The organism is Rossellomorea aquimaris, from assembly GCF_020171925.1.
GTDB lineage: Bacteria > Bacillota > Bacilli > Bacillales > Bacillaceae_B > Rossellomorea > Rossellomorea aquimaris_F.
Genome location: NZ_JAIVAR010000007.1, coordinates 118,533 through 143,881, shown reverse-complemented (window position 1 = coordinate 143,881; position 25,349 = coordinate 118,533). Strand labels below are relative to the sequence as shown.

At 44.5% G+C, this 25,349-nt stretch carries 22 protein-coding genes; 4 read left to right on the top strand and 18 right to left on the bottom strand.

Translation table 11 applies throughout. The features are described from left to right. Nucleotides 1-73 precede the first annotated feature (73 nt). Together argH and LCM10_RS18245 are read right to left on the bottom strand one after the other, a co-directional pair. Nucleotides 74-1,468: an argininosuccinate lyase gene (gene argH, locus LCM10_RS18250; protein WP_224877695.1), complete on the bottom strand. Its 1,395-nt coding sequence runs from the start codon at nt 1,466-1,468 to the stop codon at nt 74-76. Beyond that, on the bottom strand, nt 1,465-2,676 hold the full coding sequence (locus LCM10_RS18245; RefSeq protein ID WP_224877694.1) for an argininosuccinate synthase: 1,212 nt from the start codon (nt 2,674-2,676) through the stop codon (nt 1,465-1,467). The genes argH and LCM10_RS18245 overlap by 4 nt, the downstream gene beginning before the upstream one ends. A gap of 384 nt (nt 2,677-3,060) precedes the next feature. Here LCM10_RS18245 and LCM10_RS18240 point away from each other — a divergent pair, with 384 nt between their 5' ends. After that, nucleotides 3,061-3,366: a hypothetical protein gene (locus LCM10_RS18240; protein ID WP_224877693.1), complete on the top strand. Its 306-nt coding sequence runs from the start codon at nt 3,061-3,063 to the stop codon at nt 3,364-3,366. A gap of 40 nt (nt 3,367-3,406) precedes the next feature. Here LCM10_RS18240 and LCM10_RS18235 read toward each other — a convergent pair whose 3' ends face one another. From LCM10_RS18235 to sppA, 8 genes are all read right to left on the bottom strand, one after another. Then, on the bottom strand, nt 3,407-4,243 hold the full coding sequence (locus tag LCM10_RS18235; RefSeq protein WP_224877692.1) for an EcsC family protein: 837 nt from the start codon (nt 4,241-4,243) through the stop codon (nt 3,407-3,409). 190 nt (nt 4,244-4,433) lie between these two features. Beyond that, nucleotides 4,434-5,627, bottom strand: a complete 1,194-nt coding sequence (locus tag LCM10_RS18230) for an acetate kinase (RefSeq protein ID WP_224877691.1) — start codon at nt 5,625-5,627, stop codon at nt 4,434-4,436. Nucleotides 5,628-6,100: 473 nt separating this feature from the next. Next, nucleotides 6,101-7,087 carry a class I SAM-dependent methyltransferase gene (locus LCM10_RS18225; protein WP_224877690.1) on the bottom strand — a complete coding sequence of 329 codons (987 nt, stop codon included), beginning with the start codon at nt 7,085-7,087 and terminating at the stop codon, nt 6,101-6,103. Between the two features lie 131 nt (nt 7,088-7,218). Further along, nucleotides 7,219-7,719: a thiol peroxidase gene (gene tpx, locus LCM10_RS18220; protein ID WP_224877738.1), complete on the bottom strand. Its 501-nt coding sequence runs from the start codon at nt 7,717-7,719 to the stop codon at nt 7,219-7,221. A 255-nt stretch (nt 7,720-7,974) separates the two neighbouring features. Further along, nucleotides 7,975-8,463, bottom strand: a complete 489-nt coding sequence (gene ytfJ, locus LCM10_RS18215) for a GerW family sporulation protein (RefSeq protein ID WP_224877689.1) — start codon at nt 8,461-8,463, stop codon at nt 7,975-7,977. A 14-nt stretch (nt 8,464-8,477) separates the two neighbouring features. Beyond that, on the bottom strand, nt 8,478-9,038 hold the full coding sequence (locus LCM10_RS18210) for a DUF2953 domain-containing protein (RefSeq protein ID WP_224877688.1): 561 nt from the start codon (nt 9,036-9,038) through the stop codon (nt 8,478-8,480). 817 nt (nt 9,039-9,855) lie between these two features. Further along, nucleotides 9,856-10,344 (bottom strand): RDD family protein, encoded by a 489-nt coding sequence (locus LCM10_RS18205; RefSeq protein WP_224877737.1) that lies wholly within the window; start codon nt 10,342-10,344, stop codon nt 9,856-9,858. Nucleotides 10,345-10,418: 74 nt separating this feature from the next. Then, nucleotides 10,419-11,429, bottom strand: a complete 1,011-nt coding sequence (gene sppA, locus LCM10_RS18200; RefSeq protein ID WP_224877687.1) for a signal peptide peptidase SppA — start codon at nt 11,427-11,429, stop codon at nt 10,419-10,421. A 151-nt stretch (nt 11,430-11,580) separates the two neighbouring features. Here sppA and LCM10_RS18195 point away from each other — a divergent pair, with 151 nt between their 5' ends. Further along, a complete protein-coding gene (locus LCM10_RS18195; protein WP_224877686.1) occupies nt 11,581-12,381 on the top strand; it encodes an NAD kinase in 801 nt (266 codons plus the stop codon). Between the two features lie 50 nt (nt 12,382-12,431). On the opposite strand, the gene rarD is transcribed toward LCM10_RS18195, so the two are convergent. The 6 genes from rarD to LCM10_RS18165 all read right to left on the bottom strand — a co-directional run bounded on the left by rarD (nt 12,432) and on the right by LCM10_RS18165 (nt 19,953). After that, nucleotides 12,432-13,349 (bottom strand): EamA family transporter RarD, encoded by a 918-nt coding sequence (gene rarD / locus LCM10_RS18190; protein ID WP_224877685.1) that lies wholly within the window; start codon nt 13,347-13,349, stop codon nt 12,432-12,434. A gap of 75 nt (nt 13,350-13,424) precedes the next feature. After that, on the bottom strand, nt 13,425-15,017 hold the full coding sequence (locus LCM10_RS18185; RefSeq protein ID WP_224877684.1) for an amidohydrolase: 1,593 nt from the start codon (nt 15,015-15,017) through the stop codon (nt 13,425-13,427). A gap of 256 nt (nt 15,018-15,273) precedes the next feature. Continuing rightward, a complete protein-coding gene (gene mbcS, locus LCM10_RS18180; protein ID WP_224877683.1) occupies nt 15,274-16,857 on the bottom strand; it encodes an acyl-CoA synthetase MbcS in 1,584 nt (527 codons plus the stop codon). Between the two features lie 443 nt (nt 16,858-17,300). Next, on the bottom strand, nt 17,301-17,504 hold the full coding sequence (locus tag LCM10_RS18175) for an alpha/beta-type small acid-soluble spore protein (RefSeq protein ID WP_224877682.1): 204 nt from the start codon (nt 17,502-17,504) through the stop codon (nt 17,301-17,303). A gap of 89 nt (nt 17,505-17,593) precedes the next feature. Next, complete coding sequence (thiI, locus tag LCM10_RS18170) at nt 17,594-18,805, bottom strand: tRNA uracil 4-sulfurtransferase ThiI (RefSeq protein WP_224877681.1); 1,212 nt, start codon at nt 18,803-18,805, stop codon at nt 17,594-17,596. Further along, nucleotides 18,802-19,953, bottom strand: a complete 1,152-nt coding sequence (locus tag LCM10_RS18165) for a cysteine desulfurase family protein (protein ID WP_224877680.1) — start codon at nt 19,951-19,953, stop codon at nt 18,802-18,804. Before LCM10_RS18165 ends, thiI begins: the two co-directional genes overlap by 4 nt. Before the next feature lie 317 nt (nt 19,954-20,270). Between LCM10_RS18165 and brnQ the strand changes: the two genes are divergently transcribed. Continuing rightward, nucleotides 20,271-21,608 carry a branched-chain amino acid transport system II carrier protein gene (gene brnQ / locus LCM10_RS18160; protein WP_224877679.1) on the top strand — a complete coding sequence of 446 codons (1,338 nt, stop codon included), beginning with the start codon at nt 20,271-20,273 and terminating at the stop codon, nt 21,606-21,608. Nucleotides 21,609-21,796: 188 nt separating this feature from the next. Here brnQ and ezrA read toward each other — a convergent pair whose 3' ends face one another. Then, nucleotides 21,797-23,491: a septation ring formation regulator EzrA gene (gene ezrA / locus LCM10_RS18155; protein WP_224877678.1), complete on the bottom strand. Its 1,695-nt coding sequence runs from the start codon at nt 23,489-23,491 to the stop codon at nt 21,797-21,799. 216 nt (nt 23,492-23,707) lie between these two features. Here ezrA and hisJ point away from each other — a divergent pair, with 216 nt between their 5' ends. Next, a complete protein-coding gene (gene hisJ / locus LCM10_RS18150; protein WP_224877677.1) occupies nt 23,708-24,505 on the top strand; it encodes a histidinol-phosphatase HisJ in 798 nt (265 codons plus the stop codon). A 59-nt stretch (nt 24,506-24,564) separates the two neighbouring features. Here hisJ and refZ read toward each other — a convergent pair whose 3' ends face one another. Further along, a complete protein-coding gene (refZ, locus tag LCM10_RS18145; RefSeq protein WP_224877736.1) occupies nt 24,565-25,218 on the bottom strand; it encodes a forespore capture DNA-binding protein RefZ in 654 nt (217 codons plus the stop codon). Between the last annotated feature and the right edge of the window lie 131 nt (nt 25,219-25,349).

Genomic DNA, 25,349 nt, shown 5'->3' with positions numbered 1-25,349 from the left:
TACGACTCTCCAAAAGTCTTTCCATTGCAATATAAGAAGAGAGGCCGGGTTCCCCCAGCCTCTCTTCTTATATCTACTGATTGATCAATTGACCTTCCCCCAATAAAGATCTGCCTTTTTCAATTTGATGCCTTACTTGTTGGAACCCCGTCCCACCATAAGAGTTCCTTCTCTCAACGGCAGCATAAGGCAACAAGATGGAATAGATGTCTTCTTCAATGAGAGCGGAGTATTCCTTATACTGATGGAGTGGCACATCCTTTAAGTAATATTTTTCCTGGATGCAATGCAGCACCAGCTTCCCGACGATTTCATGAGCTTGTCTGAAAGGAAGCCCTTTAGCAGCCAAATAATCCGCGAGCTCCGTTGCATTCGAGAAATCATTCGAAACCGCATCTTTCATTCTTTTTTCCTTCACCTTCATCGTCCGTACCATCCCATTAAAAATCTTCAGTGAGCCCGTGACGGTTTTGACGGTATCGAACATCCCTTCTTTGTCTTCCTGCATATCTTTGTTGTATGCGAGCGGCAATCCTTTTAATACTGTAAGGAGTGAGATAAGATTCCCGTTCACTCTTCCCGTTTTTCCCCTGACAAGCTCAGCCATGTCAGGATTCTTCTTCTGCGGCATGATGCTGCTTCCGGTTGTGAAGCTGTCATCGAGCTCGATGAACCCGAATTCCTCCGTGGACCATAAGATGAATTCTTCAGCCAAACGCGAAAGATGTGTCATCAAGAGGGCGCCATTACTCAAGAATTCAATGATGAAATCACGGTCGCTTACTGCATCGAGACTATTTTCATAATAGGCACCGAAACCTAGTTGTTCAGCAGAGTACGCCCGGTCGATCGGAAAGGTCGTTCCGGCTAACGCTCCAGCCCCAAGCGGTGAAAGGTCGATTCGTTTAAGAGAGTCTTTCAGCCTTTCCTTATCACGCTGAAGCATCCAGAAATAGCACATAAGATGATGGGCAAAAGAAATCGGCTGTGCACGCTGCAGGTGGGTATAACCAGGGATGATGGTTTCTACATGATTGTCCGCTTGAAGGATGATCCCTTCTTGCAGTTCATCGATTAAGCTGATGATTTCCTTTACCCGGCGCTTCAGGAACAAATGCATATCCGTAGCAATTTGGTCATTCCGGCTTCTTCCTGTATGAAGCTTGCCCCCCACTTCGCCAATTTCATCAATCAACAATTTCTCCAGATTCAAATGAATATCTTCGTATTCAACTGAGTATTGTAGTTCTTGATTCACCGCTTTTTGATACAGCACTTCGAGACCTTGAATGATCTGGTCGGCTTCTTTTCCAGAGAGGATCTGGCATTTCTTCAGCATGGACACATGGGCAATGCTTCCTTCAAGATCCTCTAGGACCAGCTCCTGATCGAATGGGATGGATGCATTGAATTCATCCACCCATTCTTCAGGCTTTTTCGTGAATCTCCCTCCCCAAAGCTTACTCATATCGTCACTTTCTCCTTCTTCTCATTGTTGATGATGGATGATACTTTCGTCGGAAGTCCCCAAAGCTTGATGAAACCAACAGCTGCATCATGGTCGAACTCGTCCGCTTTTGTGTAAGTTGCAAGATTCTCATCATACAGTGAATTAGGTGATTTTCTTCCTTCAACGATGGCGTGCCCTTTGAATAGTTTCACGCGTACAACGCCATTGACATACACCTGCGTTTGATCGAGGAATGCCTTCAATGCCCCATTTAGCGGAGAGAACCACAAGCCCTCATAAATCAATTCAGTCATTTTCTTTTCAATCACAGGCTTGAAATGGGCAAGCTCTTTTACAAGCGTGAGGTCTTCAAGTTCTTTATGTGCCTTCAGTAACGTAACCGCCCCCGGACATTCATACACTTCACGGGATTTGATTCCGATCAAACGATTTTCCACATGGTCGATGCGTCCGACCCCGTGCTTCCCGGCCATGATATTCAGCTCTGCAATCAGTTGATCGAGCGAGTAAGCCTGACCGTCCAATTCGACCGGTACGCCCTGTTTGAATGTGATTTCAACCACATCCGCTGTATCAGGTGCTTCTTCAATACTGCTTGTAAGATCGTACGCATCCTCCGGCGGCGCAGTCCACGGGTTCTCCAGTACACCGCACTCGTTGCTTCTGCCCCACAAATTCTGATCGATGCTATACGGGGAATCGAGATTGATTGGAATCGGGATCCCCTTCTCCTTCGCATACTCAATTTCTTCTTCACGCGACCATTTCCATTCCCTTACCGGAGCAATGACTTCAAGATCAGGATTTAATGCAGCAATGGCGACTTCAAAGCGGACCTGATCATTCCCTTTCCCTGTGCATCCATGCGCCACTGCCGTAGCGCCTTCCTTTTCAGCGACCTCGACGAGCTTACTCGCAATCAATGGACGTGAAAGAGCAGAAACGAGCGGATATTTCCCTTCATACAATGCATGGCTTTGCAGGGCAAGAAGCGCATATTCATTTGCGAACTCTTCCTTTGCATCAATCACATAGCTCTTTGAAGCCCCAACCTTTAATGCTTTTTCTTTTACAAAGTCCAAATCTTTCCCTTCTCCGACATCAAGGCAACAAGCGATGACTTCATACCCTTTTTCTTTAAGCCATTGCACCGCCACGGACGTATCCAAACCACCTGAATAGGCTAATACCACTTTTTTATTCATTCGTAATCCCTCCAGCTGTTATTGTATTTCGTAATCTTCTATTTTAATGAATAATTATTCTTTTGAATGAATTTATATTAACAATTACTCTTGTTTTTATCAATACTTATTCATAAATTTGTATAATTATTTTTTGGAGGCTTTGAATGGGGATGTGGTACTGACGATTTAATACCGACTTTGAGGCAGGAAAGTCTCGAATAATGGCTGGCCGGTGCAATCATCAAGGAACAGGTGCAATTCCCACTGAAGCGTAACGATGCACTTGATCCCAATTAGTTCTACAGGTCCATACAGGCCATATTCAAGTCAATGGATTAGGAATCGAAATTGGTGTAGGATTTAAGTAAGCATTTCATGTAGAGAAGGGGTAATTTAGCCAGTATGTGTACAACGAACAGATATTTTACATTCGACAACCGATTGAAGATCGACTTGCCCCGATTGGAAAAGGATTGGTCCTTTTATTCGTCTGGAGTCCGGGAAGCCATTTTATTCGATTGGGAAAGAATAAGGGGACAGATCCCTGATCGCATCGCGGAAATCGAAACGGAAATAGAAGAATTACAGGACGCTCTTGGAAGGGAGGAAGATTTCGAGGAGTCATTCCGGTTGAACCATGAAATTTCGGAGAGGGCTTCCGAGATCAATGATTTGTGGCTATGGTATCGAACGCGGCCGGATCTATAAAAAAACGCGATGAAGCCACTCGCTTCATCGCGCCACGCATTTATTGAGTTTTCTTGGATCTCAAATAACGATATTGATAGTACTTCTCCGCAAAGTCTGTGATCTTCCGGGAAAGCTGATAGTTCACTCCCGCCCCGATCGCCATACTGATCAGCGGCAGGCCGGACCATTTCTTCCCCTTGAACAAGGTGATAGCCATCCCTTTCAAGGCATGCTTCATAGGGCCTTCCAGCCACGTATAATCCGTCAATTTTTCTGACCCATCATAGAAATAATGCGAATCCTTTTTATTCAGATCCTCCATCAAATCCTCCCAAGCAAGGGCACGGAGCCTTGATGGCAGGGTGGCGGCATGGAACACCTTCAAAGCCGTCATCATTTCAAAAGGGGTCTGCACATCAAATCCGTATGCGATGGCAATCAACTGAACAGAGCGGACGTTTATGACTGCCATTGCCGGTAAATCCGAGCCAAGCGCGACTAAACCGCCTGTCCCGGTGATTCCCCCCTGAAATAATGAGTAAATCCTGTGTCGGCCTGCGTGTTGCTCTGCAATATAATGCAGCTGATCGATGGTGAGATAGTGCAGATCTTCGACCGTTTCGATATCCCCGTTGAATGCTCTTGCCGTGACAAGGATCCTCTCCCGTGCATCATTTTGCATCTGGGAACCCTGGATGAGGGAATGCATGTGGAATAGCCAGCCATCCAGCCTTTGGAAGAATTGTTCCTGAACTTCTTCCGGAATCGATTCAAAAGCGTAATCCAACCATTTAACATATGTATGTTCCAAATCATTCGCTTCGTACTCATATAAGTTCTCTTTCCAAGCTTTGATTGACTGCCATACTTGTTTATCTCTTTCTGACCAGCTCATGACTTCCCACTCCTTACATCAATTAAATTAATTTCAGTATATCATAAATGATTAGCAGTCAGGCTCTCCATCGCTTCCACAGTCCGAATTTTCTGAAATGGAGACATAAAAAACAGGATTGCCCTTATGGCAATCCTGTTTAAAAGAGAAGCACCCTTTTTGAAGGTACGTCCCTCGATGCTTTAAAGCATTAAATATTTCCTTTTTCCATTACGTCTCGTGCGATCATGACTTCTTCGTTCGTCGGGATGATCATGACTTTAACAGGGGAGTGCGGGTAGTTGATGAATGTTTCTTCGCCGCGCACGTTGTTGCGTGCTGGATCCCAGTATACGCCCATGAATTCAAGACCTTGAAGGACTTTCTCACGTACAAGGCTGCTGTTTTCCCCGATTCCTGCAGTGAAGACGATCGCATCTACACCGTACATGCGGGAAGCATACGATCCGATGTATTTATGGATACGATTGGCGAATACTTCAAGAGCCAGTTCCGCGCGTTCATTTCCTTCGGATGCCTGCTGTTCGATGTCACGAAGGTCGCTTGAGAACCCGGAAACACCAAGCATACCTGATTTTTTGTTCAGGATGTTAAGGACTTCTTCAGCGGTCGAACCTGTCTTTTCCATGATGAATGGGATCAATGCAGGGTCGATGTTACCGGAACGGGTACCCATTGCCACACCGGCTAGCGGAGTGAAGCCCATGGATGTGTCGATTGATTTCCCGCCTTCGATCGCCGCGATACTCGCACCGTTACCCAAGTGACAAGAGATCAGGCGCACTTGCTCTTTCGGGCGTCCAAGCATTTCCGCCGCTCTTTCAGACACATACTTGTGTGATGTCCCATGGAAACCGTATTTACGGATACCGAAATCCTCATAGTACTCATAAGGAAGGCTGTATAAGAATGAGCTTTCAGGCATCGATTGGTGGAATGCTGTATCGAATACCGCGACTGCCGGTACATTTGGAAGTACATTTTGGAAAGCTTTGATTCCTGTCAGATTTGCCGGGTTATGAAGAGGGGCTAGATCCGAAAGTTCCTCGATTTTTTCGATTACTTGATCGGTGATGAGTACAGATTCATCAAAGACTTCCCCACCGTGAACCACGCGATGGCCGATTCCTTGGATTTCATCCAGTGAGTCGATGATGTTGTAGCCTGTCAACTTTTCAAGAAGCATCTTAACCGCTACTTCATGATCCGGGATATCCGTTACTTCCTCTTTCTTCTCACCATTAACCGTTATATTGAAGACCGCATTGTCCAAACCAATACGCTCAATCAGACCTTTCGTGATTACTGTTTCTTCAGGCATGTCGAATAACTGAAACTTCAAAGAAGAACTCCCAGCATTGATCGCAATAATTTTGTTTGCCACGTCGTATCGCTCCTTTACGTTATGGATCTTAACTATCTATATTGTGTTCATAGAAACGCTTTTTATCTCTCAATTCCCCATTTAAACACTGTATACCATCTATTTCAAGATAAAGCTTGAAATGACATCGTTTTCATGTTAAATTAAATATTTTCGCAAAATTCGAAACGGAACTTTTCTCTTGCTACCGCAATCTTTATCTCTGGTCAAACTGTATGATAGATAAGTCTACAATCAAAAATACATCTGTAATCATAGTCCGTTCCTTTTCGCTGCAGGCACTTGCTTTCCGCGGGGAGGAAGTCGAGCCTCCTCGGCGTTCCGCCTGTGGGGTCTCGACTTTTCCTCTATTTCCCGCCGGAGTCAAGTGCCTTCCGCTCCAATCCACTCCGTAATTATTATTTAGAGTGTTAAAAGCCTTTATAATAAATAAAAAGACTGCTCTTGAAATAAGAACAGTCTCGATGAGTTTGTCATTTATTTTCGACCAACCATTGATCGATCTTTGCAAGGATATCCTCGAGTGCCCGTTGGTTTGAGAGGCTTGGAAGATTTGCGAGTAGAACTTCTTTCGGTGCCTTTAGACCCTCTTTCTTCTTTTGTAGGATCAGGATGCTTTTCGCTGAGTTCTTATTTTTAAACAAGGAAAGTGGCAGCTGAAGGAAGCCCTGGATGTTCACTTTATCTTTTAAGAATAAATGAAGCTGGCTGCTCAGTGGGGATTCGAATAGTGCATTGGGAACGATAAAGAACAGGTAGCCGCCTTCTTTCGTATGCTTCAAGCTTTGTTCGATGAATAAGTGATGCGCGTAAGAATGTCCTTCCTCTGCTTTCAGCTCATAATCCTGAGCCCTCAGATCATTCGGGTAGTACCCTACAGGAAGGTCGCTCAAAACGAGATCGACAGGGTCGATGAACAACGGCTCCAATGCGTCTTGATTGAACAGCTGTAACGGGTGCTTCTGTAGATTAGCCCCCACATACGCAAGCTTGATCAGCACATCATCGATTTCCACACCGACCGATTGCGACTCAACATGGGGCATTTGATTCAGAACGGTCGTCAGCAGGTTCCCAGTACCGATGGCAGGATCCAAAACCGTCAGCTTCTCCCTGTCACCAGCAAATTTATTGACCAGGAAGCTGATGAATAACCCAAGGGAATCCGGAGTCATTTGGTGATTCGGCTGTACATTTTCCTTCATACCTTTCAATATGGCAAACTGGAAGGCTTTGCGGATATCTTCATTTTCAACACTGCCGATCTTTATTTCTTCATATTTCTTATGTAGACGTTTTTTTGTCAGTTCGCTCAACTCATCTTGAAGGATCTCATCTTGAAAAAGGTTCTCACCTGTTTCAGCCACCGCTTCTAGATAGCTGCATGCTAGCTCCTCTTTTAGAAGCTGTGACGTTTCATCGATGATTCCGAAAAGTGATTCGACTGGCGAATTCATCATATGCATTCATTCCTTTACCAACGTTTTCTGTCCCCTATTTTACCCGTCAACGGGCACTTTGTAAAAAAAACAATGCTGACCATACATCTAGGGGCAGGTCAGCATGTCTCTATTTCTAATCGTGTGGAAGATTATTTAGCGTTCTTAACCGCTTCTACCGCAGCATCGTAATCAGGATGATTAGTGGCTTCGCTCACATATTCCACATATGTGACTTCATCGTTGCTGTTTACAACGAATACCGCGCGGGCAAGCAAGCGCAGTTCCTGAATGTGCACGCCATATGCTTCGCCGAATGAAAGGTCACGGTGATCGGAAAGTGTCTGGACGTTTTCGATTCCGTTTGCTCCGCACCAGCGCTTTTGTGCAAATGGAAGATCGACTGAAATCGTCAGCACTTCAACGTTATCGAACTTTGTTGCTTCTTCATTGAATTTTCTTGTTTGCGCGTCACAAACACCGGTATCAATTGAAGGAACGACACTGATCAAACGAACCTTACCCTTTGAGTCATTCAGAGTCACTTCTGATAAATCATTTGCCAATACCGTGAAATCAGGTGCTTTATCCCCAACCTTCACTTCGTTGCCAAGCAGCGTTACAGGGTTGTTCTTAAATGTAATGTTTGCCATCATTTGTTCCTCCTCAATAGTAATATGTACAATTTTATAGTACAGAAAATCGCATGTTCAACGCAAATGATAAGGGTCGGATATCCATTTCTTTGCCTCCCCCAAATAGATTGAGGGCAGGGTAGGTCACCACGAGGGACTAGCGGTCGGAATCAACTTCCATCCGCTCCCGTTCACTTGGTGGTTGATATTTTCCATAAAAAAAGGGACTGACAATACGATTCTTGATTGGAGTCAGCCCCTTTCACTATGTTTCTAAAAATCCATCTTATGGTTGGATCCGTTCCCTTGGTTATTTTGGTTGTTTCCTTGATCATTCTTCTTCATCATGCCCTGGATTTTCTCAATCGCACCAGGTGCCAAATCAAGCAGGCGATCCAGGAGATGTGTGCTCTCATCAAGATGAAGCATCTTGATTCCTCTTGAGCTGACGATGAGGAATGCGATCGGTGTGATGGAAACCCCTCCACCACTACCTCCGCCAAACGGCTGCTTTTTGGACGAGCCACCGTTTCCGCCATCATTCCCGCCTTTGCCGCCTTCTGCATCTCCGCTCTTGCTTTTGCCATCGATGCTGAATTCACTTCCTCCTGCAGCAAAGCCAAAGCCAACTTTGGATACAGTCAGGATGACACTTCCATCAGGTGTTTCAACGGGGTCACCTATGATGGTATTGACATCGATCATCTCTTTTAAGTTTTCCATTGCAGTGGTCATGAGACCTTCGATAGGATGTTCAGACATGTTTAGTCCTCCTCTTAAACGGATTGTTGTTCTTTATCGGAGATAGGTGAAAAGGCTTTTGTCTTAAAGTCCGCTTTTCCGCCCCTCCAGTACCGGAGTATCTTTAAACCTACTAGGATAGCATTCCCTATCCGGAACTGGATAATACACGAAAAGTGTGTCTGTATGACGGCTTTCTGGAAGGACGGAACCACCTCGACCGCAGGCATTGACTGAAGCCTCATATAGCGGCTTATCAGCCCGATGATACTTCCTTTCAATCCCCATATCGCTCCTGTCATAGTTCCTGTCGACGCCGCATCCCCCGTCCCGAATAACGTTTTCCAAAAGATCTTGTCGATTTTGACTTTCTTCAAGAAATGACGGATGATCCTGTGCATCGCCTGCACATGTGTGATGATTTCTTTCGTATCATGTAAGCTTTTGATGAAATCATTTGGCGTGACTTTCTTTTTTGATTCTTTCGTTTTACTCGGCTGCGTTTCCTTACCGCGTTTGGTCTTCTCTTCAAATACGATGTTCGGGCCGTCGTCATCCAGCTTGACCAGTGGCACATCTATCGTATATTTCAACAAACCGAACCACGCCCTCAATTTCACCTTGAAATGGTCATTATCATTTCCATGATAGAGGGACAGGGTTATGGTTAGTTTCGTTATGATTATTAGGATAATAAGAAGAAATATAACTGCTAGTGTAATGAGTAACGCCCACATCCAACCACTCAATTTTTTTCACAACCCTTCAACTTGTTAGTATGGACGATTATGGAAAAAATAAACCGAGCCAAATAAAAAGAACCCGTCCTGGTCATTCAGGTCGGGTTCGGTTCAGTAAGAGGATGAAACTCCTATACAGAAGAGAGAGAAAAATAGAAGCAGATAAGAACATCAAGTATGTGTTTGGATTAAAATACTCCTTGTTAACGTGTATGGACATGAAAGAAGTGATGCTATCAATGTACTCCCAGTCAATCAACCCAAAATTTTGCCTGTATGTTTCCGCCAAGATATTTCTATACTCAATAAATTCATTCCTTTGATATAAAAATGAAGCCACCAAATGAATCAAGGTGACAATGAGTCCTGCCAGCAAGTAGAAAGGTGTGATTGTGAGTTCACTCAATACTCTGGTCCATAAATACAGTAAACAGCAAAATAGAATAATGATGATAAACAGTAGTAGAATTGCCGGATTCCCGTTGCCCGACGACTGCCCGGGCTCTGGTGTCATGACATTACAAAGCCAAAATAAAGAAATGCTCATGAGACTTACGATAATGATGGAAATGATTCTCCTCTTTATAAAAATCCCCCGTTCTTACCAAAAAAGCAGGCTCCTCTCCAGATTCGCCTGCTTTTTTCAAATTCCCGCTCAACGCCCCCATTTGCTCTAGAGGGCAGGTGTGAATTCAAGTTTTTTCTTTTCTTGGACAACGGTCGTGTCTGCAAATAAATCATGTATTCCCTGTTTTTTCGTCGTGAACGCAACAACGATATAGAGGATGAAGATGGTCGATGAAATGAAGCGGCCGATCAATTCCCGGAAAAGGACTGTCCCCCAGGACGGGCGGCCTCCTTTCAAATCAACCACCTTGATACCGAGCACCATCTTTCCGATCGTTTGGCTGAAGTATTTCGTCATCAGGACAAAATAACCGTAAAAAACGATGGCTGAAAGAATTGAAATTGGTGCAAACATAGAGCCATCCACTAGCGAGATATCCAGTATCTTGAAAACCGGTTTGACGATCAGCCTGGTGATGCTACCGATGACGACTAGGTCGATCAAATACGCCCATACCCGCAGCCAGAAACCTGCTAGGAAAAATCCTGAGGCCTCTTTGTAAGTAGGCGGCTGAACATCGGAGTGTGTATGCATCTCATCCTGTTTCTCTATTGTATCCTCGTGTACACGAGTTTCATCTTGATATTCACTCAATTCAATCACCTACCTTACTCAGAGTATAGATACATCAATCGCGGCGCATTAGGTTTCGAAAGTAGCTTCATAAGGGCAGTAGCCTCAAAATCCTGGCCGATCATCTTCTTGGCGCTCATGCTGAAGAACTCGGAGAAAGGATCTCCACTTGTATATTCAAATACTTCTGCATCTTTCAGTTTATAATCTTTCTTCATCGCAGCAATGACATCCTCCACATACCCGAAGTCATCGATCAGATTCACTTCTTTAGCCTGCTGACCGTCATAGATCCTGCCATCGGCGATTTCTTTCACTTGCGCTTCCGACATGTCACGGCCACTTGCGATGACATCCACGAAACCTTCGTATGAATTATTGATCATCGTTTGAAGGATCTTTCTTTCCTCCTCTGTCATCTTACGGGTCGGGCTCATGATATCCTTATACGGACCGCTCTTGATTGTAACGAAGTCGACACCGTACTTTTCAGCAAGCTCAGAATAATTGATGCTTTGCATGATCACGCCCAAAGATCCTGTCAACGTCTCTTTACTGGCAAAGATCTTTGTTGCCGGTGCCGATATGTAATATCCACCTGACGCTGCCATGCTTCCCATTGAAACATAGACAGGCTTTTTTGACTTCTCGATGATTCCTACGAGCTTGGAATGGATCTGAGCACTCTCAACCACTCCTCCACCAGGGGAATTCACCTTCAGGACAATCCCTTTTACAGAATCATCTTCCTCGACTGCATCCAGTTTTTCCATGAAAAGTTCATGGTTATATCCCGGACTCTGGAACATGGAGGCAGCATCTCCTGTATCCTGGATGACCCCATCCACTTCAAGGACAGCAATCCTCTTCTGCATATTTCCATCTTCAATGATTTCTTCCCCGAAAGCCTGTTCCGTGCCGCTGAACATCTCATCAAATGCCTTGTCAAAATCCCCAGTCAATGCAGAAGTGGCAAAGTTCACCACGACAGAGACAAAAAACAAGCCTGCGGCAATCGCAAGAGCAATCCATCTTTTCGCATTCATAAGTATAATCCTCCCTTGTTTATCCTATCTTATGTAAGGATATGAATATCATTCTCATGCGTAAACATGATAGAATATTCACAAAGTAATTTTAGCAGACTTTTCATGGAATGGGAAAAATAATCCTACTAAATTTTGGGAGGTACATAGAATGAATAACCGCCGAAATATTTATTTTTACGTACTGAAAGATGAAGCCATCCAAACAAAGCTCGAGAATGTATATGAACTGGCGAGACGATATGATTTCAACATCGTGCAATCCCCTAAAGACGCGAACATCATTGTGAGTGTCGGTGGGGACGGTACATTCCTTCAGGCTGTCCGCAAAACAGGGTTCAGGCAGGATTGCCTATACGCAGGAATCTCGACGGGTGGAACGCTCAGCATGTATTGCGATTTCCACATTGACGATACATCCAAAATGATCGATGCAATGACGAAAGAACAAATCGAAGTGCGGAAATATCCTACCATCGAAGTGACGGTCGACGGACAAACATCGTTTCACTGCTTGAATGAATTCAGCATCCGCTCAGGAATCATCAAGACGTTCGTGATGGATGTCTTCATTGACGACATCCACTTTGAGACGTTCCGGGGCGACGGAATGATCATTGCCACTCCAACGGGAAGCACCGCTTATAACAAATCCGTCAGCGGAGCAGTCGTCGATCCGATGATCCCATGCCTTCAGGTCAGCGAGATGGCTTCCCTGAACAACAACCGCTACCGCACACTGGGCTCATCTTTTATCCTTAGTGATAAACGCAGGCTGGAATTAAGGATCGTGCAGGATGGCAATGATTATCCTGCAATGGGGATGGACAATGAGGCGCTGAGCATTCAGCATGTAGAAAAGGTTGAAGCACGATTAAGTGAAAAAGTCATCAAAACGGTGAAGCTTAAAGATAATTCGTTCTGGGAGAAAGTGAAACGATCGTTCCTGTAATCCTCAAACAGAAAGCTCCAGCGAATCCTTCGCTGGAGCTTTCTTCATTGTTATGCCGATAGTTTGGCTTCACGTCTGCGTTTTCTAGAAAACCCTATGCGTGATGCAGTGAATATTGCGAGTGCAACCCAAATGAACATGAACGATACCAGATGTGTCGTTGAAAAGGTTTCTCCGTATACCATGACACCGAGGATCAATGTAATGGTCGGAGCGATATATTGCAGGAAACCGACCATATAGAGAGGGATCTGCTGAGCTCCTTTGGAGAAGAACAATAATGGAATTGCAGTTGCCGCTCCAGCCCCCATCAACAAAAGGTCCGTCCCCCATGATATGTTGAACAGTGAAGGTGTCCCTTCAGCAAACATGTAAACCATATAAATCAATGAGACTGGCGCGATCGTCATCGTCTCGAGAGTCAGACCAATGGCTGAATCCACTTTGATCATCTTCTTCGCAAGGCCGTATAACCCAAATGAGAAGGCAAGACCCATCGCAATCCACGGAAATTCACCATATGAAAACGTAAGAATCAATACGCCTGCACCTGCCAGTATGAATGAGACAATCTGTGCTTTTGACAAGCTTTCTTTTAAGATGAATACACCTAAGAGGACACTAACAAGCGGGTTGATATAATAACCAAGGCTCGCTTCCACCATTTGATCCGTATTCACTGCCCAGATATAAATGAACCAGTTGGCGCTGATCAATAATGATGCAAGCAATAAAGCAAGCATCTGTTTTTTCTTTGTCAACGAAGATCTTATGTAGGAAGTGAACGCGTTCCATCTCTTCGTGAAAAATAAAAATAAAAGCATGAACCAGAAAGACCAAAAGATCCGGTTTGCGAGGATTTCATCGGCTGAAACATGATGTAACCATTTCCAGTAGATCGGGAGTATCCCCCATAAAAAATAGGAAAATGCTGTGTATATGATTCCTGTCTGTTCATTCTGTTTCACAAAAACACCCCCAAAACTATTTCCGTTTCCGAAATAACTTCATTATATCGGGGAACCGTTTCAGGGGCAATCTTTTTATTTTTTCGAGTATACGATTGTGTCGTCCACTACAGTCAGGCTAACGATTTTCTCTAACAGTTCATCAGGATCGGATGTGAATGGGTCTTTTTCAAGGACCGTAAAATCGGCTGTGTATCCTTCCTTGATCATTCCACGATCGTCTTCATGGTGGCATGCATAGGCACTGCCTCTCGTGAAAAGAGAAATCGCTTCAAACATTGAGAGTCTCTCTTCCGGCATGTATACCGTCTTTTCTCTATCCATCGGATTTGTCCTTGTCACCGCGGCGTGAATGCCCCATAAAGGATTGACGGGCTCGATCGGCGCGTCCGATCCCCCTGCACAATGGATACCCCTTTCAAGCAACGTTTTCCAAGCGTAGTTGTACTTCATGTTTTCTTCACCCAGTCTGTCGATGACCCAAGGGAAATCAGAGGGGACAAAGCGTGGCTGGATGTCCAATATGAGAGGCAGTCCTTTGATTTTCTCAATCAATTCTTCCCTGAGGATCTGGGCATGGATCAATCGGTCACGCCTCAATTGTTTTGAAGGATGGACGTTGATCGCATCCACGACATTCTCAAATGCCTGATCCCCGATTGTATGAACGGCAATCGGCAGCTGCAGGCTTCTTGCCTTCTCAACGAGCTCTAGTAGGTTTTCCTGCGAATGGATGCTGACACCTTTCGTACCCGGATCATCGGCATAAGGATAGCTAAGCAGGGCGGTCCTCCCTCCCAAAGCACCATCGGCAAAGATTTTCATGGCTCCGAATTCAATGAAGTCATTTCCACCAAGGAATTGGTGGCCTTCTTCATGCCAATCATTGATGACTTCATGGTGGACGAGAAGATGTGCCCTGAATTTTTTATTGTCATTGTTGATTGTCTGTTTGAAGGCATTATACGTTTTGTTGAAATTACCGTAATAGCTTAAATCCTCTGTATGTCCCCCGACAAGACCATTTTCCCAACAGCTCTCGATTCCTTTTGATAAAGCCGCTTCAAGATAGGAAGAGGAAATGGCGGGAAGCGCTTCAGTCATGAGGTCTTGTGCTTTATCTTTTAATAATCCATTCAGGCGGCCTTCATCATCTTTTTCAATTAACCCTCCAACTGGATGCGGTGTGCGTTCACTGATGTTTGCCTCTTTCAGCGCGAGGGAATTGACGACCATCGCGTGCCGGCAGATCCTTTTTAAAAGAACAGGATGGTTAGGAACCACGCTGTCCAGTTCATGTTTTGAAATGACTTCTGCATCGTCCCACAGATTTTCATTCCATCCTTCCCCGAAAATCCACTGGCCCTCAGGAAGTATTTCTGCTTTTTCAGCTACGGCATCCAGTACCTCTTTCTTACTCTTCATTTGTGATAAATCGAGGCGTAACAGCGTTTCCCCGTGGCCGATCAAGTGCATATGGCTGTCCACGAAGCCCGGGAACATGACGCGATTATGTAGGTCGATGGTTTCTTCTATTGTGTACTTGTTTCGTATTTCTTCAACTGAACCCAATTCCCTGATCGTTCCATTCTCCGTATAAACAGCTTCGACCATATGGCCTTCCGACTGCATTGTATAAATTTTTCCGTTTGTCCATAGAGTACCCATCTTGGAAGCTCCTTTTCTACTTATAAAAATGTTGTTTCAAATGTACCATATAATAGGAGGGGACGGGAAGTGGGAGAGATTTTAAATGGAATATTGTTTTCAACCCAGCTTTTGATTCCCATGCTAGGCGTTACTATTCCAGAGGAACAAGGAGTCTCAAATGAAGACTGAACGCTAACCGACTCTTATGACAATTGCTTCAACATACAATAAGGGGGCCGATCCCTCTGGCCCCCTCTTTGCATCCATATACGATTTAACTCTTGACTGAACTCATCTCTTTTTGACGCAGTTCAATTCTCCTGATTTTGCCGGATGTTGTTTTCGGAAGTTCCTTGACGAATTCGATCTTGCGTGGATATTTGTATGGTGCCGTCAATTCTTTTACGTGCTCCTGAAGCTGCGGCACTAAGTTTGCATCCTGTTCATCCACACCTTCACGCAATACGATGAATGCTTTAACGATCAGCCCGCGCACTTCGTCCGGACTTCCGACAACAGCGCACTCTTGGACCAGTGGATGCTTGACGAGCGCATCTTCCACTTCAAATGGTCCGATTGTGTATCCTGAAGAGATGATGATGTCATCGCCTCTCCCCTCAAACCAGAAATAGCCGTCTTCATCTTTCTTTGCTTTGTCGCCCGTAATATAATAGTCTCCCCTGAACTGCATCGCTGTTCTTTCGGGATCCTTGTAATAGTTCTTAAACAGAGCAGGCGTTTCGACATGCACGGCAATATCCCCTACTTCTCCGACTGCACATGGAAGTCCTTCATCATTGATGATTTCCACCCTGTTCCCAGGTGTCGGCTTGCCCATTGAACCCGGCTTCAGCTCCATGCCTTTCATGATGCCGACTAGAAGCGTATTTTCTGTCTGTCCGTAACCGTCCCGTACCTCGATGCCGTGGTGTTTCTTGAATGCATCAATGACTTCCCTGTTTAACGGTTCCCCTGCAGAGACGGCGCTGTGCAATGGCGATAGGTCATAAGCTCCGAGATCCTCTACCTTAGCCATCAGCCGGTATTCCGTCGGTGTACAGCAAAGGACGTTGACACCGTTATCCTGTAGTAATTGCAAGTATTTATTAGGCTCGAACTTCCCTTGGTACACAAGGCCAGTCGCTCCTGAGCCAAGAACCGACATGAACGGGCTCCAAATCCATTTCTGCCAGCCCGGTCCTGCCGTTGCCCAAACCGTATCTCCTTCTTCGATTCCCAGCCAGCCTTTTGCCGCTGTTCTTAAATGAGCGAACGCCCAACCATGTGTATGTACGACGCCTTTAGGATTACCCGTCGTGCCTGAAGTATAGGACAAGAAAGCCATATCATCCCTTGTCGTTTCAGCAAATGCCATTTCCTCAGAAACGGACTTCATTTCTTCTTCAACGGTAATCCATCCTTCCTGTTGAGCGCCGATGACGAACTTTTTCAGTTTGTCCATCCCACGTACATGTTCAAATTGCTCGATGAAAGGAGAGTATGCGACGATTCCTTTTACATCCCCATGATCGATCCTGTATTCCAAATCCTTTGTACGTAGCATTTCGGAGCTTGGAATGACGACCATCCCTGATTTTAAAGCGGCTAGATAGACCGCATACGCTTCAACTAATCTCGGTACCATCACAAGGATGACATCCCCTTTTTCCAAGCCGGCTCCCGAGAAAACGTTTCCAATTTTATTCGCATTCTTCATCAGATTGTTGTACGTAATGTCTTTCTTTTCTCCCGCTTCATTCTCCCATTTGATCGCGAGTTTGTTTTCATTTCCTGCAAACTTCTCCACTTCCTCAACCAAGTTGTACTTTTCAGGTGCAATTAATTCTTGTCTGTCCATCCGAATTCCCCCTTGTTTGTACTTACACCTCCATTATACAAAATAATTTTAATTTTTTAAATTGTTCATTTATTAACTTTGAATAAGAAAGTAAAAATAGTTATGATAGCTAGTTCGTGTAAAGGAGTCGTCCGTTCCTTTCCGCTGCGATCCACTCAGCTGTTCATATGATTTAACAGACTCATGGTCTCGGGTGAGAATTTATTGATACTACAAATAATTCTTTTAACAAGTGAGGACTTACTGGTTTGCGGCAGATCCAGCTGTTGATTGGAGTGGAAGACGAAGACTCCCTCGGGAAAAGTAGCTAATGTGAGACCCCACAGGAGCGTAAGCGACGAGGAGGCTCACGCGTTACCCGCGGAAAGCGAAGTCTTCCACGGAAATCGGGACAAAATTAAAAGGAGCGGGTCATCCCCGCTCCTTGTAGCCATTGTATTCAATTATTTTTGGTATCCGCCACCGATTTGTTGTTCAGCCATTTGGACTAAACGCTTAGTGATTTCACCACCTACAGAACCGTTAGCGCGTGCAGTTGCATCTGGGCCAAGTTGAACTCCGAATTCAGAAGCGATTTCGTATTTCATTTGGTCGATAGCTTGTTGAGCTCCAGGAGCTACTAGTTGGTTTGAACTTCTGTTTGCCATGTGTTTTCACCTCCTTGTTGCTTGTTGAGTATAGAATGTGCGAAAACACATGGCTTCATGCAACGATATTCGTTGGTAAATGTTCCTAGTTAGAAAAGGTCTTCAAAGTCTTCTTCCATTGAAGCATCTGCCGCTCCATTGAGGGTGATGGTCTCTGTATCATTGACTGCATCCTGTATCAACGAATCGAAGTCGACAAAGCTTTCGTAGTATTGGACTTTTTCTTTTTTCGGCCTTGTTTTTGGTGCAGGCGGTGTAAAGATCGTACAGCAATCCTCATATGGAAGGATGGAGATATCATGTGTATCGATTTTTTGCGCGATATCGATGATTTCCAATTTGTCCATGGCAATGAGCGGTCTCAGCACCGGGGTGTTGGTGACATCATTAATCGCCTGCATGCTTTCAAGAGTCTGACTTGCCACCTGTCCAAGGCTTTCACCTGTGACCAATGCAAGACCTTCATGCTGCTGGCGGATCCGATCCGCTATCCTCAGCATCATCCGTCTTGTTGACGTCATCGTATAATTTTCAGGCACTTGATCGTGGATTGTCTGCTGGATTTTTGTGAATGGGACGATATGCAATTTGATGCTTCCGCTAAAAGCGGAAAGCTTCTTGGAGAGGTCGATGACCTTCTGCTTCGCCCGTTCGCTTGTAAATGGAGGGCTGTGGAAATGGACCGCTTCGATTTCCACACCGCGCTTCATGGTCAGATAACCCGCCACCGGGCTATCGATTCCCCCCGATAGCATCAGCATCGCCTTTCCACTTGCTCCCACTGGCATACCCGTCGATCCAGGATAGATTTCAGAAGAAAGATAAACGCCTTCCTTCCTGACTTCTACATTTAGTTTAATATCAGGATTTTTAACATCCACCGACAATCCTTCAGTATTCCTTAACACGTATGAACCGACTTCATAGTTGATTTCATTGGTTTCAAGCGGGAAATGCTTATCGGCACGACGGGCAGACACTTTAAACGTTTTACCCGGTTCAAAGCTCTTATGCACCAATTCGACCGCCGCTTTACAGATTTCATCCATATCCCGTTCAACCTTTACCACCGGGCTGAATGATTGAATTCCAAAGATCTTTTGGAGACGCGGGATGATCTCTTCCCCATTTTCTTCCCCCAAGAGGATATGCAAACGGTCTCGGCTTGCAGAAACGGATACTCCAGGAAAGTCCTTTAATGCTTGTACAATATTGTCCCTGAGTTTTGACGTGAATTTCTTTCGGTTTCTTCCTTTTGTGGAAATCTCACCGTATCGGACTAAAATTCGATTATATTTCATCGTGATCTCCTCATTGTTTTCTGTAGTTGGTCTGCTTCTTTTTCCAGAATCTGAATGAACCGCTCTGCCTCTTCCATTGTATTCTGATAGGACAAGCTTATCCTGAGCGCCCGGTCAGCACGGTCTTCCCCGACTCCCATTGAAAGGAGGGTCTGACTCGGCTTGCTTTTCTTTGACGAACATGCACTTGTAGTGGAGACATACACTTCATGCCGATCCAAGGCATGTACGACCACTTCACTCTTGAAGTCCTTAATGGAGAAATTAAGGATATGAGGCGCGTGTCCATGCTGTGGTGTATGGATCTTGACTCCAGGTATCGCTATAAGTTCTTTCCTTAAATAGCGTTGAATATCCTTCATCCTGGCCAAGGATTCCCTACTTTCTTCCATATACATCCTCATCGCCTTCGCAAATGACACAATTCCCCCTGTGTTCTCTGTACCACTCCGCACATTCCCCTCCTGTTCTCCGCCTGTCAGGAGCGGGGACAGATTCACACCTTCCCTTACATAAAGCATGCCTGTCCCCTTCAGGCCGTGGATCTTATGTGCGGAGATACTGTATAAGTCAATTTCACTTTCGTGCAGAGAAGTCGGGATTTTCCCGAACGCCTGCACGCCATCTACGTGAAAAAGGACCTTGGGATGCTGTTTTAAAAAGGAACCGATCTCTTCGATTGGCTGAATGGAACCCACTTCATTATTCACGTGCATGATTGACACGAGGATGGTATTGCTCTGGATTGCTTCTTTAATATCATCCGGGTCGACGATTCCTGCTTCATCGACATCCAAATAAGTAATGTCGTACCCGATTGATTCCAGTTGCTTCATGGTGTTGGATACAGAGGGATGCTCAATCTTTGTCGTAATTAAATGATTCCCCCTGGTCCGGTATCCCATGGCGACACCCTTAATGGCCAGGTTATTGGATTCCGTCCCACCTGAAGTGAAGAACACTTCCTTTTCCTTCACACTAAGTAGTCCGGCGATTTGCTTTCTCGACTGGGCAATTAGTTTTTCAACCCTTCCTCCAAAGGAATGGATGGATGAGGGATTGGCGTAAAACGTTTCATTCACTTTCAGGAAAGCATCCAACGCTTCCTTATATGGTCTTGTGGTTGCTGCGTTATCAAAATATATCACGATATGCACCTTCTTTAGTTCTATCCAATCACTAATCTTATCACAAATTCTTTTTTTCCCAAATGATATTGAATAATTGAGCACCTGATATTATTATCCTAATAATATTTATGAAGGATAATTTTCAATTTTTTAATATTTTATAAAAATAACCATTGATAACTCTAGAGAAATTTGCGACAATCATCTAGGTGATAAGCGAAGTAAGTTATTTAAATATACTAAATTGTTAGACTATTTAGTTATTCGACACTATTCTACACGAATATGATAAGATGGTTTTGCTTATGATATCGTTTACAGACGGAGGGGTATATATGAACGAGAAAACGCTTTCATTTGGCGGTATTTTGACTGTAGGGCTAATGCTATTTGCTCTTTTCCTTGGAGCAGGAAATATGATTTTTCCTCCATTCCTTGGGCAACAGGCTGGTGATCATGTATGGACCGGAATTACCGGATTCCTGATTACTGGCGTAGGACTTCCGCTGATGGGAGTCATCGCCATAGCAAAGTCCGGAGGTGACCTGCAAACACTCGCAAGCCGCGTGCATCCAGTATTCGGATTAATTTTTACTATTGTTATGTATCTGGCAATCGGTCCGTTCTTCGGTATACCGAGAACCGGTACTGTTGCCTATGAAATCGGAATTATTCCTTTCTTATCCGAAGATGCAGCGAAATATGGAGTTTCACTGCTTATCTATTCGATTGTATTCTTTGCACTTACAGCCTGGCTTGCGATGAATCCTTCCAAGCTGGTTGATCGAATCGGGAAGATTTTGACTCCTTCCCTGCTTATCATCCTGACAGTATTAGTCGTGAAAAGCATCGTCACTCCAATGGGGAGCTTTGGTGAACCGAATGCTGCTTATGGAAATGGTGCACTCTTTAAGGGATTCATTGAAGGCTATCTGACGATGGATACGATTGCAGCGTTAGTCTTCGGGATCGTTGTCATCAATGCCATAAAGGATCGTGGCATAACGAATCGGGCTAGCCTGACAAAGATCACGATCATTGCCGGCGTCATCGCTGCAGCAGGGTTGGCGCTTGTCTATCTGTCCCTTAGCTATATCGGGGCGACGAGTACGGATTCAATCGGAGTACAAGCTAACGGCGGAGCGATACTATCAGCAGCCGCTAATCACTTATTCGGTTCTTTTGGTGCAGTGATCCTGGGTCTCGCCATCACATTTGCCTGCATCACCACGTCCGTTGGGTTGGTTTCTGCTTGCGCACAGTTCTTTACGAAAATTATACCGATTTCTTATCCTAAGCTTGTGATTGTACTGTCTTTATTCAGCATGCTGATCGCCAATATCGGGTTGACCCAGCTGATTGCCGTGTCACTACCGGTACTCATCATCATTTATCCATTGGCCATAGTGCTGATTCTACTTTCATTCATGCATAATTGGTTCAACGGATATTCCCTTGTGTATGTTTTTGCTTTGGTACCGACCGGATTGATCAGCTTGATCGACGGACTGAAGACAGCAGGGATGGATGTCTCTTCAATAAGTAATGCATTAAGCTTCCTTCCTTTCTACGCTGAAGGAATTGGCTGGCTCTTACCTGCATTAGTCGGGGCGGTCATTGGCTTTGTCATTGCAAGTCTGTCTGGTGCATCCAAGCGCATGATTGAAGCTTAACGGCAACATTGGAAATTACCTTAGCAAGAGAGACTTCTCTTAAAGAAAGAGTGGCCCGTTGGACCAGAAGTATCTGGTTCGACGGGCCTTTTGTTTTCGATCACTTCCGTTTATCCGATGTGTGTATTTGATCTGCATAACATACAAAAGCCAACGCACCTTTTCAAAAGGTACATTGGCTTCTATGCTCATTGTTCTTCTAGGTTGATCATTTTTTCAATTTTCTTCAGTGCACCCGGCTCCACTTTCTCGATTGTGGTCGCTGCTTCTTCCAGGGCTCTTCGGTAGTCGTATTGCCTGAAGGCCTCCTCCGCCATCTGCAGTCCTTCCTGTACTGATTGATAACGGCTTCTGTATCGATTTCCGTACTGAATGATCTTCTCTGAGAGCAGGACATTTTCAATCAATTCTTGCGTCTTGTTATAGAAATGATCGACTGTATCTGCCGCTTCCAAAAGTGTTTCCTGGATGAATTTCATATTCAACGGCTTTTCTGTCAGGCTCGCGTTCACTTGTTCAATCTTCCTGTGTACTTCAGTCAGAAGGTCATCGTAATCCGCCGGTAGGCCTGGCACATTGCTTTTCGCAATCATCCTGCTTGCTTCTGCGGTTTTTTTCTTAAGCTCCGCTATCTTTTCACGGGTGGTGATTTCATCTTTTCTTAAGTTTTGCAAGAACAGTGCGAATTCGGTCTGTTCACCATGAAGGGTCTCAAGTACGCTTCTGATCTCCTTCAGTTCTTCACTCAATGAAGAGTAAGCTGTCTGATTGGTTTCAATTTTATTGATGACCAGTTCATGACGCTTCGATAACTGAATGATCTTCTTCTGAAGCTCCTGAGGCGCTTTCAAATCGGATTCATGTAAGTGGTACCCTTGCTGCACAAGATTCACTTCATATTGAATATCATCGTTTTCCTCTTTGGCCTTTATTAATCCCTCTGTCGTTTCGTCCTTGAATTGAAGGACAAAATGCCTTGCATGAACTTCTTTTTCGAGTAGATCATACAGCATTTCAACCTTACCCTTGATTTCCTGCAACCCTTGCTCCACTTCTTCGACTTCGAGGGACTGTAGGCGACCAGTGAACCCGTCAAGTGTCTCTTTCAGCGCCTCCACTTCCTTCTCGACATCGATATGATCGAGTATGTATCCTTGCTCCTTCATTTCGTCGTATCCCGCTTCCAGCTCGGAAAGCTGAGAAGGAAGGATATTTTCGCAATCAGCGGTCAATTTAGGGATGCTCTCCATCTTGTACGCAATCGACTTCATTTCTTGACCAAGATTCAACACGATTTCTCGTGCATCCAGATAGTTCCCTTGTTCCGTCAATTCATTGAATTGATTGATTTCATCGGAGAGGGCATCAAGCACGGATTCAATTTTCTTTGCTGCCTGACCATATGTATGACGATAAGCAAGCAATTGCTTTTTACTATCCCTATACTCTTGCTGTAAAACTTCTATCTCTTCACGGTTCTTTTCTTCACTGCCGACCAGATCATTGAGCTCCCCCAAAATCTTATCGATTTTCGTTTCTGTTTGGGAAAGGACCCCGTCGATCCTTGAAAGGGTTTCTTTTGTTTTTCCGAATCGGAATCGATCCGTATATTCCTCTGCATCAAAAAGCAATTCTTCTATATCAGGAAGCTGTACGGCAACAATCTCGTCCCAAGCCTGTCTCCAGCCTTCAAAGAGCTGTTCTGTCTGACCTGTCATATTGAGCTGTTTGACCTTTGACAGTTCTTCTGGAATCGGACGGTTCATGATATCCACCTTCCAGGATTCGTACCGGTCAATTTCCGTATAATATTTTCTTCTGGATATAAATCCAACTAGGAATAAAATTAAGATTAGTATGATTCCAGCGATGACATATTGCATCTTAAGCCCCCTGTTCACCTATTCAGTAGACATCTATATAGAATTGAAAGTTTCATTAATAAATCCTCATTGTTATAATGATACCATGAGAACGACAATTTTTGACTAATAAATTCTATTTTTTCAACGGTAAAAGTTAAATTTTAGTGTTTTCTCTAAAAATAGTGAAAAATCAAATGAAATTCGTTGATGAATTCTTAAAGAAGGACGTGTTTTATGATGAAAAAGGTCGATGGCCATATTCATACTCCTTTTTGCCCTCACGGAAGTTCGGACTCATTCCATCAATATATTGAAAGAGCCATCTCCCTTCAATATTCCCATCTGACATTTACCGAGCACGCCCCCCTTCCTGAAGGCTTTATTGACACAACACCGGACCAGGACAGCGGGATGGACCCGGTAGATGTTCCCGCATACTTCGATACACTAGATGAACTGAAAGAGACATATAAAGATCGAATTACGATACGTTCCGGATTGGAAGTGGATTACATCGAGGGGTTTGAACAGGAATCAGCTGCTTTCTTGAGCAGATGGGGAACGCGAATCGATGATAGCATTCTCTCTGTTCATTTCTTACATCATCAAAACCAATGGGATTGCCTTGATTTCAGCCCTGAGGTTTTTAAAAGCATGATCGACCGTTACGGTTCCGTCGACGCTGTATACACCCATTACTACCGGACAGTAGTGAAATCGATCGAATCCGACCTCGGCGCTTTCAAACCCGGTCGCATCGGTCACATCACACTTGTAAAGAAGTTCCAACATCTATATCCTGCCTCAAGGCCATTCACTGAGGAAATCGAGGCGATCCTTAAGGCAGTGGCAGCAAAGGGCCTAGAACTCGATTATAACGGGGCAGGCTTAACCAAACCCCACTGCGGTGAGTCCTATCCCCCTGTGGAAGTCATCGAAAAGGCCCGGTCACTCGGCATCGTGACCGTCTATGGATCGGATGCCCATACAGCAAACGGCATCAATCAGGGAAGAGATGAGATGAAAGTATAAAAAAAAGAGATTGCCAGCTTTCAACTAGTGGCAATCTCTTCTTTAATTAGCTCACGGTTCTAGATAATCAGTTCCTTCTTATAGTCCGTCGTACCTTCAGGGGTCATCAGCAAATTGATCCATTGATCGATATTTTGATAGTACTGATCGACAAAATAATATTCCTGCGGGAACATCTGCCATACTTCCCTCAAGTGTTGACTATTTAAGAATGGCATCGTCAGCATGGATTTCAACTGAATGACAAGGAAGCTGATCGGTTGCTTTTTAAAGGAGCGATCGATCATCCCTTGTTCAAACAAACATTTCATATAAAACCTTTCCTTCATGAGGTAGGATGAGATGATTTCCCTCACTACTTGTGAGTCAATGGATACTTCCCTCCAGATGAACCGTGCTAATTGATGGTGCTCACTCTGGAATTTCAGTATTTTAAAAACGGCTCGTTTCAGGCACAGATCGGCACGGATATATTTAAGCGCATCGACTTCTTCTTGGAGGAATTGAAGATATTGTTCGAAGAATTTGGTGAAGCATGCCTCCAAAAGCCCTTGTTTGCCTTTGAAATAGTAAGAGATGGTTGCTGGATTCACATGGGCTTTTCCGGCAATGTCCCTAACGGAAGTACCATCGTACCCATGATCATAAAACAATGAAATAGCTGCTTGAAAAATGGCTTCCTTTGGCGAAGTAGAGGTTTGTCCTTTTTTCATCATATCCCTCTTTTCCCTTCTTTTAAGTTGTCCCTTAGTGCACCGTAATCAAAGCGAATCTATTGAAGCTTCCTTGAAAATATGCTAAAAATGGTCTAATAGAGTTTTCACTTAGTGTATAACAAAGATTT